This is a genomic window from Embleya sp. NPDC008237 (genome assembly GCF_042956465.1).
Taxonomy (GTDB): domain Bacteria; phylum Actinomycetota; class Actinomycetes; order Streptomycetales; family Streptomycetaceae; genus Embleya.
The window spans coordinates 102,503-120,753 of the sequence record NZ_JBIBGL010000002.1 but is presented as its reverse complement, the minus strand read 5'-3'; the positions used below and the strand labels follow the sequence as shown (position 1 = coordinate 120,753).

Genomic DNA, 18,251 nt, shown 5'->3' with positions numbered 1-18,251 from the left:
GTCTCGACCACCGTACGCACGACGAACCCGGCCCACCGCGAGTGGGCCGGGTTCGTCGTGCGTGCCGAAGGCACCGGCCGGATACCACCGCGCCAGGGGCCTGACTCCCCCGCTCGGCGGCCCCGGCCGGTCGGTGTGGTTCGCACCGACCGGCCGGGGCGCGCGTACGCGGCGCCGGCTGCGGTGCCTACTCTTCGAGGTGCCGGTTGACGATCGCGCAGATGTCGACCGTGTGCTTGGGCGCCGTCAGGCCGAAGTGGGTGGCCTCGATGTCGTACGACCGCACGCTGCCTCGGACGTACGGCTCCCACAGGTCGGCCGACGGCTCCGGGCTGAGCGTCGCGTTGACGAAGACCACGTCGCCCCGGTAGGTGGGCTGTGCGAACTTCCGCACCATCTTGACGTGTTCGACCATGAGGGATGAACCGTTGGTGATCAGGGCCAGGCGGTCGGCGTCGTCCTGTCCGCCAGGCAGGTAGTCCTGGAGGAAATCTCGCGCCTGGGCCGGGTCCAGGACCACGTCCTGCTCGGCGAACCTGCTGCTGGGGGCGGCGTCCAGGATCACCACCAACGGCACTTCGTGACCGCGCCGTTGGAGTTCCGCGGCGATGGCGTGCGAGAGGGTGCCACCCATGGAGTGCCCGATGAGGTGGAACGGGCCCGACGCCTGGATGCCGAGGATCTGCTCGACGTAGTCCAGGACCATTGCCTCGAAGCTCGTCGGCACCGGTGCGCCGTCGAAGCCGCGGGCCTGGATGCCGTACACCGGCCGGTCGCCCAGTTGCACCGCCATGCCCAGGTACGACCAGCACAGGCCGATGCCGGGGTGGATGAACCAGACCGGCGCTTTGTCGCCTCCCGTCTTCAACGGCAGCACCACCCCGAACGGGTCGGTGTGGCCGCCGGGTTCCGCACCGCCGTTCAGGTGCGCGGCCAGCCCTGCGACGGTGGGGGACTGGAACACGGTCCGCATCGGTACGTCGATCATCAAGACCGTACGGATGCGGCCGACCAGGCGGGTCGCCCGCAGCGAGTGGCCGCCCAGGTCGAAGAAGTTGTCGTCGATGCCGACCTTGCCGACGCCGAGGACGTCGGCGAACAGGCCCGCCAGGACTTCCTCCTGGGGAGTGCGCGGCGCTCGGTAGGCCGCCGAACCGGTCAGCTCCGGCGCGGGCAGCGCCTTGTGGTCGAGCTTGCCGTTCGGTGACAGTGGCAGCCGCTCCAGGGTGACGAAGGCGGACGGCACCATGAACTCCGGCAGCCGCTCGGACACGAAGGCGCGCAACTCGGTGGTGGCCGTCTCGCCCCCACCCGGCGTCGGGACGACGTAGGCGACGAGCTGTTTGCCGCCCGCGCCGGAGCGCGCGATCACCGCGGCCTGGGCAACCTCGGGATGCGCCGCCACCACCGCCTCCACCTCACCCGGCTCGATCCGGAAACCGCGGATCTTCACCTGCGAGTCGGCCCGCCCGACGTATTCGAGTTCCCCTTCCTCGCTCCAGCGAGCCAGGTCGCCGGTGCGGTACATCCGCTCACCCGGCGGGCCGAACGGGTCGGCCACGAAGCGCTCGGCGGTCAGGGCCGGGCGGTTGTGGTAGCCGCGGCCCACCCCGGTGCCCGCCATGTACAGTTCGCCGACCGCGCCGAGGGCGACCGGAGTCAGGCCCGGGCCCAGGACGTACGCCCGCAGATTGCCCAGCGGCTTGCCGATCGGGATGGCGGAGGCTCCGGGACCGTCCTCGGGCACGATGTGCGAGGTGACGTAGAAGGTCTCGCTGGGCCCATAGCCGTTGACGATGCGGGCCTTGGGCCAGACCGCGCGAAGGCGGTCGACCAGCGCCGTGGTCAGGGCCTCACCGGCGAACACCAGCGACTTGGGGTGCACGCGATCGCCGAGTCGGTCGACCAGTTCGGCGAAGGCCGAGGGTACCGAGCTGATCACGTCCACGTCCCACGCGTCGCGTTCGGCCAGGGCGAGGACGTCCCGGACGAGTTCGACGCTGCCACCGGTGGTCAGCGTGACGAACAGTTCGAAAGCGGCGATGTCGAAGCCGATCGAGGTGCTCGCCAGCATCCGCCAACCGTGTGGCACACCGATGTCCTCGGCCAGCCCGGCCAGGGCGTTGACGAGGTTGCGGTGGCTGATGCCCACGCCCTTGGGCAGGCCTGTGGAGCCGGACGTGTACACCTGATACACCAGATGGTCCGGCCGCAGCGCCCGCGTCCGGTCGCCGTCGTCGAGATCGGTGCCGAGCCGGCCCGACACGTCCACTCGGTCCAGGTGCAGCAGTTCGGTGTCCCGCTCGGGGAGCACACCGGCCGCGGTGGCGTCGGTGATGATCAGCCGCGGCTCGGCGGTGGCGAGGATGTGCGCCAGGCGGGTGCTCGGGTAGCCCGGGTCGATGGGTACATAGGCGGCCCCCGTCTTGATCACCGCGAGCAGGGCCACGACCAGTTCGGGCGTGCGCGGCAAAACGACGGCGACGGTGTCGTCGGGACCGATGCCCTGCCCGGTGAGGTGGCGGGCGAGCCGATTGGCCCACTCGTTCAGTTCCCCGTAGGTCAGGGACCGGTCCTGGCAGACCACCGCGGTCGCCTCGGGCCGCCGGGCGGCCTGTTCCTCGACCAATTGCGGGACGGTGCGCTCGGGCAGCTCGCGCGCCGTGTCGTTGAATCGGCGAAGGACCAGGTCTCGTTCGGCCGCGTCGAGGACGTCCAGATCGGTGAGCGGGGTGTGCGGATCGGCGGCCAGTTGCTCCAGGAGGCGCCCGAGTCGGGCACCGATCCGCTCGACCGCGTCGGCGGAGAACATGGTGTCCTGATACTGCAGGCCGAGCCGCAGGTGCGGGTCTGCCGTGCCGGCCAGCATCAGCGGGTAGTGGGTGCCGCTGAGCATGCGGACACCGGTGACGGCGACACCGGCCGAGGCGTGTGCCTCGGTGAGTCCTTGCCGGTCCACCGGGAAGGACTCGAGGATCACCATCGAGTCGTACAGGGTGCCCAGGCCGACCGCTTCGTGGATCGCGCTGAGGCTGTGGTGATGGTGGTCCATCAGCACGGTCTGGTGCTCCTGGAGCCGGGTGAGCACCTGCGCGAACGTCTCCCGGGCGGAGTAGCGCACACGCACCGGCAGGCTGTTGATGAACAGGCCGACCATGTCGTCGACCCCGGTCAGCTGTGGTGGACGGCCGGCGACGGTGGTGCCGAACACTACGTCCTGACGTCCGGTCAGGTGACCGAGGAGCACACCCCACACACCCTGCACCAGGGTGTTGAGGGTGATGCCCAACTCGCGTGCCCGGCGGGACAACGCATGGGATGTCTCCGCACCGAGCGGGAGTTCCAACTGGCCCAGACCGCCGCCCTGTTCGGTGGCGGCCACGCGCGCCAGCATGGTCGGCTCCGTCACACCCGCCAACTCCTCCGCCCACGCCCGGGCCGACGCCTCGTGGTCCTGCCGCGCGAGCCAGGCCAGGAAGTCCCGGTAGGGACGCACGCGCGGCAGCGCGGAGGCGTCGCCCTCCGCCTCGTACAGCAGGATCAGGTCCCGCATCAGGTGCGAGAGCGACCAGCCGTCGTACAGGGCGTGGTTGACGGTGAGGATCAGCTCCGAGCGCCGCGCGTCCATCCGGACCAACGTCATGCGCACCATCGGCGGCACGGTGGGGTCGAAGGGCTCGGCGTGGTCGGCGGCGAGGATTCGCTCCAGTTCCTCGTCCCGCAGGCTGTCGCTCAGGCCGCGCAAATCCATGACGCGCCAGGGAAGTTCCACATGTTTGAGGATGAGCTGCACCTGCTCACCGGCCGTGCCGTTCACGAAGGCGGCGCCCATGTTGGGGTAACGGCCGAGGAGCGCCTGGCCCGCGGCCCGCATGCGCTCCGGAACCACCGCCCCGGACAGGTGGAGCACGAGTTGGATCCGGTAGGCGTCGAACGACGACTCCGCCATCACGCTGTGGAACAGGATGCCGGACTGCGCCGGGGTCAGTGGCCACACGTCCACGAGGCCGGGGTGGCTTTCCTCCCATGCCTCCAGGTCGCGCCGGCTCACCCGGACCAGGGGCACGTCCGACGGGGTCAGGCCGCCCGCGCCGGGCTTGGCCGCATGCCGGGCCAGCCCTTGGAGTGCGGTGCGCCACAGGTCGGCGAACTCCTGCGCCTCGTCCCGGGTGAGCAGACCGGCCGGGAAGCCGATCTCGGCGCTCAGACGCGGGCCCTGCTCACCGTCCAGGACATAGGAGTTGATCTCCATGGTGGCGAGGGCGGGCATGTCCGGGTCCGGGTCCGGGGCCGGGTCCGCCGCGTCCGCCGCCACCGTCCAGCCGGTGCCGCTCGCGCTCCGCGGGTTGGTGTCCGCCGTGAAACGGCCCAGGTAGTTGAAGGAGATCTGACCGGTGCCGTGGGCCCCGAGGGCGTCGGCGGTCTCGGGGTTGAGGTAGCGCAGGAGGCCGTAGCCGATGCCCTTGTCCGGGATGGCCTTGAGTTGCTCCTTGACCGTCTTGACAACGCCGCCCGCGGAGCCGCCACCGGTGAACGCGTCCTCCAGGTCGAAGCCGGTCACGTCCAGGCGGACCGGGAACATGCTGGTGAACCAGCCGATCGTGCGCGACAGGTCCGTCCCCGGCGCCGCGGCCTCCTCGCGGCCGTGACCTTCCAGGCGCAGCAGCAGCGAAGACTCGTCCACGCCGCGCCGCTTGCGCCACTCGGCCGCCGCGAGGGCCAGCGCGGCCAGCAGTCCGTCGTCGACACCGCCGTGGAACGCGGTGGGCAGCGTGGTCAGGAGCGTCTCGGTCACCGCCGGCGGCAGTTCCACCCGCACGGTCTCCACGGTGGAGCGCAGGTCGACGGCCGGGTCGAAGGCCCGCGAGCCGACAACGGGGTCCGGTCCCTCGACCATCGAGCGCCACAGCTCCAGCTCCGCGACCCGCTTCGGCCGTGCCGCCTCCTCGACCAGGGCGTGTGCCCACTGACGTGCGGAGGTGGCGACCGGGGCGAGTTCGGGCGTACGGCCCTCGCGGACCTGCTCCCAGGCGTGGGCAAGATCGGGCAGCAGGATGCGCCAGGACACGCCGTCGACCACCAGGTGGTGCAGGACGACGATCAGGCGCCCGGCGGTCCGCGAACCCGCGTCGAACCAGACGAAGCGGGCCATGGCGCCGGCCTTCGGGTCCAACCGGGCTGCGGCCGCGTCGAGTTCGGCCTTGACCTGCTCCCGTCGGTCGTCCCGGTCCCAGGCGCCGTCGCAGCGGACGCGGTGGATGAGCGCCGTCGCGTCCACCGTGCCCGGCGCGGCGACCTCCAGTTCCGGCCGCACACCCGGCACCAGGCGCGAGCGCAGCATGTCGTGGTGGTCGAGGACCGCGGACAGCGTCGCGACCAGGCCCCGCTCGTCGATGCCGGTCGGCAGTTCCAGCACCATCGACATGCTGAACCGGTCGTGGCCGCCTCCCAGTTCGGTGATGTAGCGGGCGACCGGAAGCAGCGGCATGGTGCCCACCCCGCCACCCGCCGGCCCCGCCGGGGCGGCGGTGGTGTGGTCACCGGTGTGCAGGAACGCGGCGAGGTCGGCCACCGTGCGGTGCTCGAAGATCTGCCGCGGGGTGACCTCGATGCCGTGTGCCTTGGCGCGGGAGACCACCTGGATGGAGCGGATGCTGTCGCCGCCGACCGCGAAGAAGTCGTCGTCGACGCCGACCTGTTCGACGCCGAGCACCTCGGCGAAGACGGTGGCGATGGCCTGTTCCCGGGCTGTGCGCGGGGCACGGTAGTCGCCCCCGGTGAACTCCGGCTCGGGCAGCGCGGCCTTGTCCAGCTTGCCGTTCGGGGTCAGCGGAAGCTCGTCGAGCACGACGAACACCGACGGCACCATGAACTCCGGCAGCCGTCCGGTGGCGAACTTGCGCAGTTCGTCGACGGACACGCCCGTGGTCAGGTCGAAGTCGTCGCCGGCCTCCGCGTTGCGGTCGCCGGTGGGCACCACGTAGCCGACGAGTTGGGGGTTGCCGCGCAGCTTGCGGGTCACGACGACGGCCCGGGCCACACCGTGGTGCTCGGCCAGGGCCGCTTCGATCTCGCCGGGCTCGATCCGGAAGCCGCGGATCTTGACCTGGTCGTCGTTGCGGCCCAGGTATTCGAGCTGCCCGTCGTTGCCGCGGCGCACCACATCACCGGTGCGGTACATGCGCGAGCCCGCGGGGCCGTACGGGTCGGCCACGAAGGTGCCCGCGGTCTGGCCCGGGCGGTGCACGTAGCCGCGGGCCAGGCTCGGGCCCGCCACGTACAACTCGCCGGGAGAGCCCGGCGGGACCGGGGCCAACCGCCCGTCAAGCACGTACAGACGGGTGTCGGTGACGGCCGTGCCGATCGGGGCGCGCTCGGTGGTGAGGGGGGAGCTGGCGGTGGCGCACACCGTCGTCTCGGTGGGGCCGTAGGCGTTGATGAGCCGGCGTCCCGGCGCCCACTGGGCGGCCAGTGCGGGCGGGCACGCCTCACCGGCCACCGTGAGCACCCGCAGCCGGGTGAGGGTGCGCGCGGCGTCGGCAGGCATGGTGGCGACGACGCTGGGCGGCACGGTGACATGCGTGACGCCACGGGTGGCCAGGGCATGTGCGAGATCCTCACCGGCCATGCGCTGCTGCTCGGGCACGATCAGAGCCGCGCCCGTGGTCAGGGCCATCACCAGCTCCCAGAAGGCCGCGTCGAAGCTCGGCGAGGCCTGCTGCAGGACGCGGGAGTGCGCGTCGAGGCCGAAGTGCTCGCGGTGCGTGGCGCTCAGGGCGGCCAGACCGGTGTGGGTGACGCTCACGCCCTTGGGGTGCCCGGTGGAACCCGAGGTGTAGATGACGTACGCCGGGTGCTCCGGGACCGCAGCGGTGTCCGGGTCGGTGTCGGGCAGTTCCCGCCAGGCCCGCCGCAGCTCCTCGTCGTCGATGGCGACGAGTTCGGTGGGCAGGTCGAGCGGCAGCTCCGCGGCGGCGGACCGGGTGGTGAAGACCACCGCGGGGCGCGAGTCGGCGACCATGTGGGTGATGCGGTCGCCCGGGTAGTCCAGGGCGATCGGCAGATAGGCCGCCCCCGCCTTCAGGATGCCCAGCGCCACCGCCACCTGGTGCGCGCTGCGGGGCAGGGACACACCGACAGGCTGCTCGGGCCCGATGCCCCGGGCGATCAGCCAGTGCGCGATGCGGTTCGCCCGCGCGTTCAGCTCCCGATACGACCAGGCGTCGTCGATCGACTCCACGGCGAGCGCCTGCGGCGCCCGCTCCAGGCAGGCCCGGAACAGGTCGGGGAACGTGGCCGCCGCCAGGCTCGGTCCGGTGTGCCGTTGCTCGCCGATCAGCGACTCGCGCCGCTCCTGTGCGGTGAGCAGGTCCGCGTGGCTGATGCGATGCGACGGCGTGGTGACCGCGGCGGTCAGCAACTGCTCCCAGCGGGCGATCAGGGTCTCGATCGTGGAGCCGTCGAACAACTCGGTGGAGTACTCCACCGCGACCTGGATGCCCGCGGGTGTGGTGCGGTCGGTGAACGTCTCGTTCAGGCTCAGCATCAGGTCGTAGCGGGCCGTCCCGGTGCCCACGCCCTCACCACGCACCCGAAGGCCGGGCAGCTCGAAGTCCGCCTCCTCGTTGTTCTGCAGCACCAAGGCGATCTGGAACAGTGGGTGGACCGACGCCGAGCGCTTCGGGTTGAGCTTCTCCACGAGCGACTCGAACGGGATGTCCTGGTGGGTGTAGGCAGCCAGGCTCGACCTGCGGACCTGGGCGATGAGTTCGGCGAAGGTCGGGTCCCCCGAGGTGTCCGTGCGCAGCACCCAGGTGTTGACGAACAGGCCGATGAGGTCCTTGAGGGCATCGTCGGTGCGGCCGGCGATTCCGCTGCCGATCGCGATGTCCGTGCCCGCGCCGAGGCGGGTGAGCAGCGCGGCCATGGTCGCCTGCAACACCATGAACGGAGTCGCGTTCGCAGCCCGGGCCAGCTCACCGACCCCCGCGTGCACGTCCGCTCCCAGGGTGAACTGCAGCAGATCGCCCCGGTATTCGAGCACCGCCGGGCGCGGCCGGTCGCCGGGTATGGTCACCTGCTCGGGCAGGCCGGCCAACTGCTGGGCCCAGTACGCGTACTGCCTGGTGTACCGGCTGTCCGGGTCACCGTCGTCACCGAGCAACTCGCGCTGCCAGAGTGTGTAGTCGGCGTACTGCACCGGCAGCGGCGCCCACTCGGGGACCGCACCCCGGACGTGGGCGGTGTAGGCGGTGGCCAGGTCCCGGGCCAGCGGCGCGGCCGACCAGCCGTCGGCGGCGATGTGGTGGACCACCAGCGCCAGCGCGTACTCGGTCGGCGCGGTGCTGAACAGCCATGCCTTAAGCGGCACTTCGCAGGACAGGTCGAAGGTGTGACGGGCCGTCGCGACAATGGCGTCCCGCAGCGCCTGCTCGTCCCGAATCGGCTGCACGGTGAGACCGATGCGGGCCTGCTCCGGGTCGAGGATGTCCTGGTACGGCTTCCCCCCGATCTCCGGGTAGACGGTACGCAGCGACTCGTGGCGGGTGACGACGTCGTTGAGCGACGCCTCCAGCGCCGGCACGTCCAGCTCGCCGCTCAACCGCAGGACGATCGGCATGTTGTACGTCGCCGACGGACCCTCGAACCTGTGCAGGAACCACAATCGTTGTTGCGCGAACGACAGCGGAAGCCGCTTCGGCCGCTCGATGGCTCGCACCAGGGGTGTCTGGACGCCGGCACTCCCGTCCAGGTGCGGGGCGATCTCGGCCACGGTCGGGTGGGCGAACAGGGTGCGCAGTTCGACCTCGGCGCCCAGTTCGGACCGGATGCGGCTGACGAGCTTGGTGGCCGACAGCGAATGCCCGCCCAGCATGAAGAAATCGTCGTCGACACCCACCCGTTCCAGGTCCAGCACCTCGGCGAACAGCTCACACAGCAGTTCCTCCTGCACGGTGCGCGCGGCCCGTCCGGCGGCCGGGGCGAAGTCCGGTGCGGGCAGCGCCCTGCGGTCCAGCTTGCCGTTGGCGGTCAGCGGGACCGCGGCGATCGCCACGACGGCGGCGGGCACCAGGTTCACCGGCAGCCGCTTCTGCAGATAGCCGCGCAGTGAGCCGATCAACGCGCCGATCCGTGCGGCCGAGGCCGGGGCGTTGGCGAGCGTGTGGTCGGCGCGACCGGAGGGCAGGAAGGTGCCGGTGAACTCCCCCATCGCCAACGGGCCGTCGGTGAAAACGATCGCGTCGAAGCACTCCGCCGACTGCGCCGACCAGGTCGTCAGCACACCCCAACCGCGTCCGGCGGCCCACTCGTACACGTCCTGCGGGTCCACCGCGGCACCCGTGAAGGCGGGGCCGTCGAGCACCCGGGCCTCCACCGCGAGATGCAGTTCGCCGGCCAGCCGGGCGTTGGGGATGCCGGTGACCCGCACCGGGCCACCGGCTTCGGCGTACCGTTCCACCAGGCCGGCCAGGGTGTCGGCGTCGGTCTCACCGCCCCAGGGCACGGCCGGCACCCCGGCCAGGTCCACCGGGTCGGCCGGCTGCTTGTGCAGGACGACCTCGTAGCGGTGGCGGGTCAGTTCGTTGTGCGCGCGCCCCGGCTTGAGGCGGATGTCCACCCCCGCCGCACCGTGTCGCTCGGCCCACCGGGTGAACCACTCGGGGTCCAGGACCAGTTCCGGCTCGGTGAGCACCGCGCGGGCGATCGCCGAGCGCGCCGCCGACGGCGCGGCGTCGGGGTGTCGGGCGTACTGCACTCCGGTACCGAACAGGGGAAGGGTGGCGGCGTTGCGTACGTCACCGACGACGATCCGGCCTCCCGGTGCCAGGAGTTCGAAGGCCTGACCGAGGACCTGGTCGAGGTAGTCGGCGTGCGGGAAGTATTGGATCACCGAGTTGAGGACCACCACGTCGAAGTGGCCGGCCGGAAGCCCGGTCACGTCCTCGGCGCGCTGATGCCGCAGGGTGACCTTGTCGGCGTACCCGGCCTGCTCGGCCTCGCGGGTCAGCCGCGCGACGGCGGCCGACGACAGGTCACTGGCCCAGTACTGTTCCACGTGTGGCAGCACATGGGCCATCAACAGCCCCGATCCGACGCCGAGTTCCAGGACTCGGCGGGGCTGCCGGCGGAGGATCCGCTCGACCGCCGCGTCGCGCCAGTGCCGCATCTCGGCCGGCTCGATGGGCAGACCGTCGTAGCTGGAGTTCCAGCCGAAGAAGTTCTCGCCCCACTCGGTGCTCTCGCCCGAGTAGACCTGGTCGTAGATCTTCTCCCACTCGTCGACCTGCTGCTCCGCCTGTTCGGTGTCGTCGATGCCGTCCGGATCCGGCACCACGTAGGCGACCAGTTGCTTGTCCCCCGCGCCCGCGATGTCACGGGCCACGACCACGGAGTGGGCGACGCCCGGGTGCGCGGCCAGGGCCCGCTCGACCTCGGCGGGCTCGACCCGCACTCCGCGGATCTTGACCTGGTCGTCCTCGCGACCGGCGTATTCGAGCTGCCCGTCGGCGTTCCAGCGAGCCAGGTCGCCGGTGCGGTACATGCGCGCACCGGCCGGGCCGTAGGGGTCGGCCACGAACCGCTCGGCGGTCGGCCCGCAACGACCCAGGTAGCCGCGGGCGATGTTGCCCGCGACGTACAACTCGCCCACCACGCCCGGCGGTACCGGCGCCAGGCCCGGGCCGAGGATGTAGGTGCGCATGTTTGCGAGCGGCGTGCCGATCGGGGTGTTGTCCGCGGCCCGGCACTCCTGGCCCGCCTGAACGGCGAACGTGGTGGCGTAGAAGGACTCGGTCTGCCCGTAGGCGTTGACGATCCGCACTCCCCGCAGCGCCTCGCGGACACGGTGCACGAGTGTGGCAGGCAGCGCCTCGCCGGCGAAGACGACCGTCTCCAGAGCGGTCATCGTGGCCATGCGGTCACCGAGCCCGGCGAAGACGGAGGGCACCGTGCTGATCACACTCGCCGACACCACCTCGCGTTCGGCGAGCACCAGTGCGTCCCGGACCACCTCGACGGTGCCGCCGTTGGCCAGCGTCGTGACGATCTCGAAGACCGAGACGTCGAAGTTGATCGACGTACCGGCGAGCATCCGCGTATCCGCGCTCACTCCCACCCGTTCGGCGAGTCGCGTCACACCGTTGACCACGTTCGCGTGGCTGATCACGACACCCTTGGGGGTGCCGGTGGAGCCCGAGGTGTACATCACGTACGCCGCGTGCCCCGGCCGCGGTTCGACCGCGGACGCCACGCCCGTATCGGCGGTTTCGAGGTCCACGTCGCCCAGGAACAGGGTCGCGACGTCCGTCTCGGGAAGCACCCCGACGGTGGCGGCGTCGGTGAGTACCAGCTGCGGGCGGGCGCTTTCCATGATGTGGTCCAGGCGCGTGCTGGGATACCTCGGGTCGATCGGCAGATACGCGCCGCCCGCCTTCAGGATGCCGAGCATGCCGGTGACCAGGTCGGCCGAGCGCGGCAGCGCCAGAGCGACCACGGTCTCCGGGCCCACTCCGCGTCCGGTCAGCTCACCGGCGAGCCGGCTCGCGCGTGCGTTCAACTCGGCGTAGGTATGGGAGATTTCGCCGTACGTCACGGCGATCCTGTCCGGCGTGGCGGCCGCCTGGCGCTCGAACAGGCCGGGGATGGTCAGTTCGGGAGTATCGGCCGCGGTGTCGTTGACCTCGACGAGGACGCGCTCGCGTTCGGCGGGCAACAACAGGTCCATGCCACCGACTCGGGCCTGCGGGTCCTCGGCCAACAGGTTGAGGATCCGCCCGAAGCGCGCGGCGATGTCGGCCGCCCGTTCGCGGTCGAGGAGGTGATGTTGGTGCTGGAGGCTGACCTTCAGGTGCGGCTCGGCGAAGGCCATCACCACGAGCGGGTAGTGGGTGCTGCTGAGCGGGCTGATCCCGGTCACCGAGATCCCTGCGGCCGAGTACGCCTCACTCAGGGCGGCACCGTCGATCGGGTACGACTCGAAGACCACCATCGTGTCGAACAGCACGCGCAATCCGGTGGATCGGTGCATGTCGAGGAGGCCGTGGTGGTGATGGTCCAAGAGCGCGCCCTGCCGCTCCTGGAGCCGGCCGAGGACGACGCCGAGCGATTGGCTCGGTGGGCAGTTCACCCGCACCGGCAGGGTGTTGACGAACATGCCGACCATCTCGTCCACACCCGTGACCCGCGGCGGCCGCCCGGAGACGGTGGCGCCGAACACCACGTCCTGACGCCCGGTCAGGCCGGCGAGGAGGATGCCCCAGGCGCCCTGGACCAGGGTGTTGAGGGTCAGGCCCAACTCGCTCGCGCGACGGGAGAGGGCACGGGACTGGTCGAATGTGAGCGGCACATCCACCTGGCCGACGCCGGTCGGCTCGGTTTGCGGGGCCAAGTCTGCGGGCACCAGCAGCGTGGGCTCGTCGATGCCCTCCAACTCCTGTGCCCAGGCGCGGCGGCCCGCCTGCTCGTCCTGGCGCGCGAGCCAGGCCAGGAAGTCACGGTAGTTGCGCGCCTTGCCCAGTGCGGTGGGGTCCCCGGCCGAGCCGTACAGACGCAGCAGGTCCTGCATGAGCAGGGGGATCGACCAGCCGTCGAACAGGACGTGGTGGGCGGTGAACACCAACTCCCACGTGTCGGCGGCCATCCTGATCAGCGACAGGCGCAACAGTGGGGCCCGGGCCGGGTCGAAGTGGGTGCTGTGCTCCTCGGCCAGGAACCGCTTGAGTCGTTCCTCCCGCTCGCCCTCGGCGATCGCGGTCAGGTCCGCTTCACGCCAGGGCAGTTCGACGCCGCTTCGGACGATCTGGACGCGGTCGCCGGAGCTGTCGTCGACGAACGCGACCCGAAGGTTGGGGTAGCGGTCGAGCAGGGCCTGCCCGGCCGCCCGTAGCCGCTGCGGCTCGACCTCCCCGGCGAGGTGGAAGACGAACTGCATCCGATAGGAGTCGAAGTCGCCACCGGCCAACTCGGCGTGGAAGAGCAGACCCTTTTGCATCGCGGTCAGCGGCCAGACGTCGACCAGGCCCGCGCGATGCCTCTCCCATCGGTCCAGCTCGCTCTGGCTCACCTTCACCAGCGGCACGTCCGAAGGCGTGAGACCGCCCGCCTCCGGCTGGGCGGCATGTCGCGCAAGAGCCTCCAGGGCGGTGCGCCACAGCGCGGCCAGTTCCGCCACCTCGGCCTGCGTGAAGAGGGCGCGGGGGAAGTCGAGACGGGCGGTGAGGTGCGGGCCCTGCTCGGTGTCGGTCACGTACGCGCTGACGGTCAGCGCGGCCAGCGCGGGCATGTTCGCGTCCGGGTCCGCGATGAGTTCGGTGGTGCCCTCGACCTGGGTGAAGCCCGGGCCCCGCGGTGCTTGCGCCTGGTTGGCCGAACTCGCGTACCGGCCGAGATAGTTGAAGGACACCTGACCGGTCGCGTGCCGCTCGAGGATTTCGCCGGTCCGCGGGTTCAGGTAGCGCAACAGGCCGTAGCCGATGCCCTTGTCCGGCACGGCGAGCAGTTGCTCCTTGACCGCCTTGACCGCGACGCCGGCGGCCGTGCCGCCGTTCAGGGCGTCGTCGAGGTCCACCCCCGCCACGTCCAGGCGAACGGGGAACATGCTGGTGAACCAGCCCACCGTACGCGAGAGGTCCGCACCCGGCACGGCGCCCTCCTCGCGGCCGTGGCCCTCCAGGCGCAGCAGCAGCGAGGACTCGTCCACACCGCGCTGCCTGCGCCACTTGGCCACCGCGAGGGCGAGGGCGGCCAGCAGGCCGTCGTTGACGCCGCCGCGGTAGGCGGCGGGCAGGGTGGTCAGCAGCGCCTCGGTGGCCGCCGTCGGCAGATTCATGTGCACGTGCTCGACCGTGGACATGGTGTCCAGGGCCGGGTCGAGCGGGCGGCTGCCGAGCACCGGGTCCGGACCGGCGACGATCGTGCGCCACAGCGCCAGCTCACCGGCCCGCTCGGCGGAGCGGGCTTCCTGCGTCAGTGCGTGGGACCAGCGTCGGACGGAGGTACCCACCGGCTCCGGTTCCGGTGTGCGTCCGTCGCGGACGCGCTGCCACGCCTCGGCGAGGTCGGGCAGCAGGATGCGCCAGGACACGCCGTCGACGGCGAAGTGATGCAGGACGATGATCAGCCGCCCGGCGCCCCCGGCGCCGGCGTCGAACCACACGAACCGCGCCATGCGCCCGGCCTCGGCGTCCAGGCGATCGGTGGCGGCGTCCAGTTCGGCGGCGGCCTGCTCGCGCCAGTCGTCGGCCCAGCGGCCGTCGGTGCGCACCCGGTGGATCAGGGGCGCGATGTCGACCGTGCCCGGAGCGGCCACCTCGAGACCGGTCTCCCGGCCGACGACCAGGCGCGAACGCAGCATGTCGTGCCGGTCGAAGACCGCCGTCAGGGTCGCGACCAGACCGGCTTCGTCGATCCCGACCGGCAGTTCCACCGTCATCGACATGGTGAACCGGTTCAGACCGGTGCCCAGTTCCAGCAGATAGTGGCTCACCGGCAGGAGCGGCATGAAGCCCACGCCGCCGCCCTCGAGTTCGTCGAGGACCGGCCCGGGCCGGCCACCGCTGCCCGCCGTCTCGGCCAGCTCGGCCACCGTGCGCGTCTCGAAGACCTGTCGCGGCGTGACCTCCACTCCCTGCGCCCGGGCCCGCGAGACCACCTGGATCGAGCGGATGCTGTCCCCGCCGATGGCGAAGAAGTCGTCGTCGATGCCGACCCGGTCCAGGCCCAGGACCTCGGCGTACACCCCGGCGAGAATCTCCTCCACCGGGGTGCGCGGCGCCCGGTGGGTGCTGCCGGCGAACTCGGGCTCCGGCAGGGCCTTGCGATCCAGCTTGCCGTTGGGAGCCAGCGGGAGCCGGTCCAGTATCACGAACACCGACGGCACCATGAACTCCGGCAGCCTGCCGGATACGAACTTGCGCAGCTCGCGCGAGGAGACCCCGGCCGTCAGGTCGACCTGTAGGTCGCCCAGGCTCTCCACTGTGCCGAGCCCCGACTCCCCCGCGCCCCGCGGCACCACGTAGCCGACCAGCCGGGTGCTGCCGTGCCCCTGTCGGGGGACCACCACGGCCTGTGCCACGCCGGGGTGGGCGGTCAGTGCCGCCTCCACCTCCCCCGGCTCGATCCGGAAGCCGCGCACCTTGATCTGTGCGTCGTCGCGGCCCACGTACGTGAGTCCGCCGTCGGCCGTCCAGCGGGCCAGGTCGCCGGTGCGGTACATCCGCGCCCCGGCGGGCCCGTACGGGTCGGCGACGAAGCGTTCGGCGGTGGACATGGCACGGCCGTGGTAGCCACGCGCCACGTTGCCCGCGACATACAGCTCACCCACGACACCGGGAGCCACGGGTTGAAGGCCGGGGCCCAGGACGTAGGTGCGCATGTTCCCCAGTGGGACACCGATCGGCGCGCCGACCGTGCCGCTCCAGGTCTGGTCGGCGGTGAAGGTGGTGGCGTAGAACGACTCGGTCTGGCCGTAGGCGTTGATCACGCGCACACCGGGAATGGTGTTCCGCACCCGCTCCACGAGTGCGGCGGGCAGCGCCTCGCCGGCGAACACGACCGCGTCGGCCCGGATCTTCTCGCCCACCTGGTCCAGGAGTTCGGCGAAGACGGACGGCACGGTGCTGACGACCCCGCCGGTCCAGCCGCCGCGCTCGGCGATCACCAGTACGTCGCGGACCACGTCGAGGGTGCCGCCGACGGCCAGGGTGGTGATGGTCTCGAAGACCGAGACGTCGAAGTTGACCGACGTGCCCGCCAGTACCCGCGTACCCGCGTCGATCCCGACCGCGTCGGCAAGGCGCAGCACGCCGTTGACCACGTCGCGGTGGGTGATCGTCACGCCCTTCGGGGTGCCGGTGGAGCCCGAGGTGTACATCACGTACGCGGCGTTCGCGGGCCGGACCACGGCCGGCGGCACATCCGGGCCCACCGCGGCGAAGTCGACGTCCTCGATGAACAGGGTCGGCACGTCCGACGTCGGGAGCACGCCGACCGTGTCGGCGTTGGTCAGGATCAGCCGCGGACGCGCGTCGGAGAGGATGTGGTCCAGGCGGGTGCTGGGGTACTTGGGGTCGATCGGCAGGTAGGCGGCGCCCGTCTTGAGGATGCCCAGCATCCCCACGATCAGGTCCGTCGAGCGCGGCAGGGCCAGGCCGACGACGGTCTCCGGGCCCGCCCCGTGACCCCTCAGCTCCCGGGCGAGGCGCTCCGCCCGTGCGTCGAGTTCGGCGTACGACAGTTCCTCGTCGTCGTGGACCAGGGCGGTCGCATCCGGCGTCGCCGCCACCCGGCGCTCGAGCAGGCCCGGGATGCCGAGCTCGGGTGTGGTGGTCGCGGTGTCGTTGAAGGTGCGCAGCACCAGCTCGCGCTCGCCCGCCTCCAGCACGTCCGCCAGCACGACCGCGCGGGACGGCTCGGTGACCAACTGCTCGATGAGGCGCACGAAGCGGGCCATGACGGCCTCCGCCGTGGACCGGTCGAACAGCTCGGTCGCGTACTCCAGGAAGATCAACAGTCCCGGGTCGTCGGGGTCGTCGAAGAAGTTGAACTCCAGGTCGAACTTGGCCGTGGGCGTCGGCAGCGGGCCGAAATGCGCTTTGACGCCGGGCAGGTCGAACTCGATCCAGCCGCGAGTCGCCCAGGTGAACATCACCTGGAACAGCGGGTGGTACGCGGTGGAGCGCTCCGGGTTGAGAATCTCCACCAGGCGCTCGAACGGCGCGTCCTGGTTGTCGTACGCGGCCAGGGCCTTGTGCTGCACCCGAGCCAGGAGCTGCTCGAAGGAGGGGGCGCCGGACAGGTCGGCTCGGAGCACCCAGGTGTTGACGAAGAACCCCACCAGATCCGCGAGTTCGTCGTCGGTGCGGCCCGCGATGGTGGAGCCGATGGCGATGTCCTCGCCCGCGCCGAGCTGCTGGAGCAGCACCGCGAGCGCGGCCTGGAGCACCATCGGCGTGGTCACGTCGGTGCGCTTGGCCAACTGCTCCACCCTGGCGAACAGTTCCGGGTCGAGGGTGAGGCCGATGCCGTCACCGTGGTGGCCGGCCACCGGTGGGCGTGGGCGGTCGGTGGACAGGCGGATCGGCTGCGGTACGCCGGACAGCTCGTCGCGCCAGTAGCCGAGCTGGGTGGACAGGACGCTTTCCGGATCGTCCTCGTCGCCGAGGAGTTCACGCTGCCACAGCGTGTAGTCGATGTACTGGACCGGCAGTTCGGGCCAGTCCGGCTCGCCGCCCCGGACGTGGGCGGTGTAGGCGGCGGCCAGGTCGCGCGCGAGCGGAGCCAGCGACTCGCCGTCGGTGGCGATGTGGTGGATCAGCAACAGGAGCCGGTGGTCATGCGCACCGGCGCGGAAGAGGGTGGCGCGGACCGGGATCTCCTCGGACAGCGTGATCACCTGGTTGGCGGCTTCGCGCACCGCCTCGTCCAGCTCCGCCGGACCCGCCTCGACGAGCGGAATGTGCAAACGGACCTGCTCGGCGGGGAGCACCTGCTGTGCGGGCACGCCCTCGGCGTTCTCCACGATCAGGGTGCGCAGGCTCTCGTGACGGGTCACCACGTCACGAACCGCCGCCGCGAGTGCCTTCCCGTCCAGATCGCCGGTGAGCCGGATGAGGAAGGGCACGTTGTAGGTCGCGGACGGCCCCTCGAACTTGTCGATGAACCACAGACGTCGCTGCGCGAAGGACAACGGGATCATTGCTTGGCACTCCTGTTCATCGTGCGCAGAGGGGCCGGCTTGCCGCCGATGCGTTCCTCGGCGGGCGCCGGTTCATCGATGTCGTCGGCGAACTCCGGCTCTCCGTCGGGGTCGGGCCACCACATCGCCGGTGCGGGGCCTCCACGTGCCCGCCTCGCCCGGCGGGTGGACCGAGCAGCTCCCGGCGATCGGAGCAGGCGCTCCGGGGGACGACGACGGCATACCGCCCATCGGAGACGGAACCGATGGTGTTGACGTCGGGCGCGTCCGACCACCGGCCCGGTGGCGACGGAATCACCGTCGGCCGAATCCGCGGCCGGTCTCGACGAGATCGGAATGCTGTCACCCGAGGCGGGCCGACCGTGGAAAAGCATGGCATGTCGACGCGGGAAACCTCACCGGAATTCCCCCGCGGAATCCGACGCGCTTTCGAACACACTCGGTCGATACGCCGGAATCCATCCAGCCAGGGTGGGGCTGTCCTGTCAACGGGACGACGGGATCATCGCTCCCCTCGGCAGCCACTTCCACAGCAGAGGGAATTCCCGACGACGCA

The 18,251-nt window shown here is 71.1% G+C and carries 1 protein-coding gene; it reads right to left on the bottom strand.

The features are described from left to right. Window positions 1-187: 187 nt before the first annotated feature. Complete coding sequence (locus tag ACFZBU_RS03885) at window positions 188-17,695, bottom strand: amino acid adenylation domain-containing protein (protein WP_391581873.1); 17,508 nt, start codon at window positions 17,693-17,695, stop codon at window positions 188-190. Between the last annotated feature and the right edge of the window lie 556 nt (window positions 17,696-18,251).

What these genes read in the sequence shown, in the direction of transcription:
- ACFZBU_RS03885 (WP_391581873.1), bottom strand. Translation starts at nt 17,695, where the DNA reads ATGATCCCGTTGTCCTTCGCGCAGCGACGTCTGTGGTTCATCGACAAG.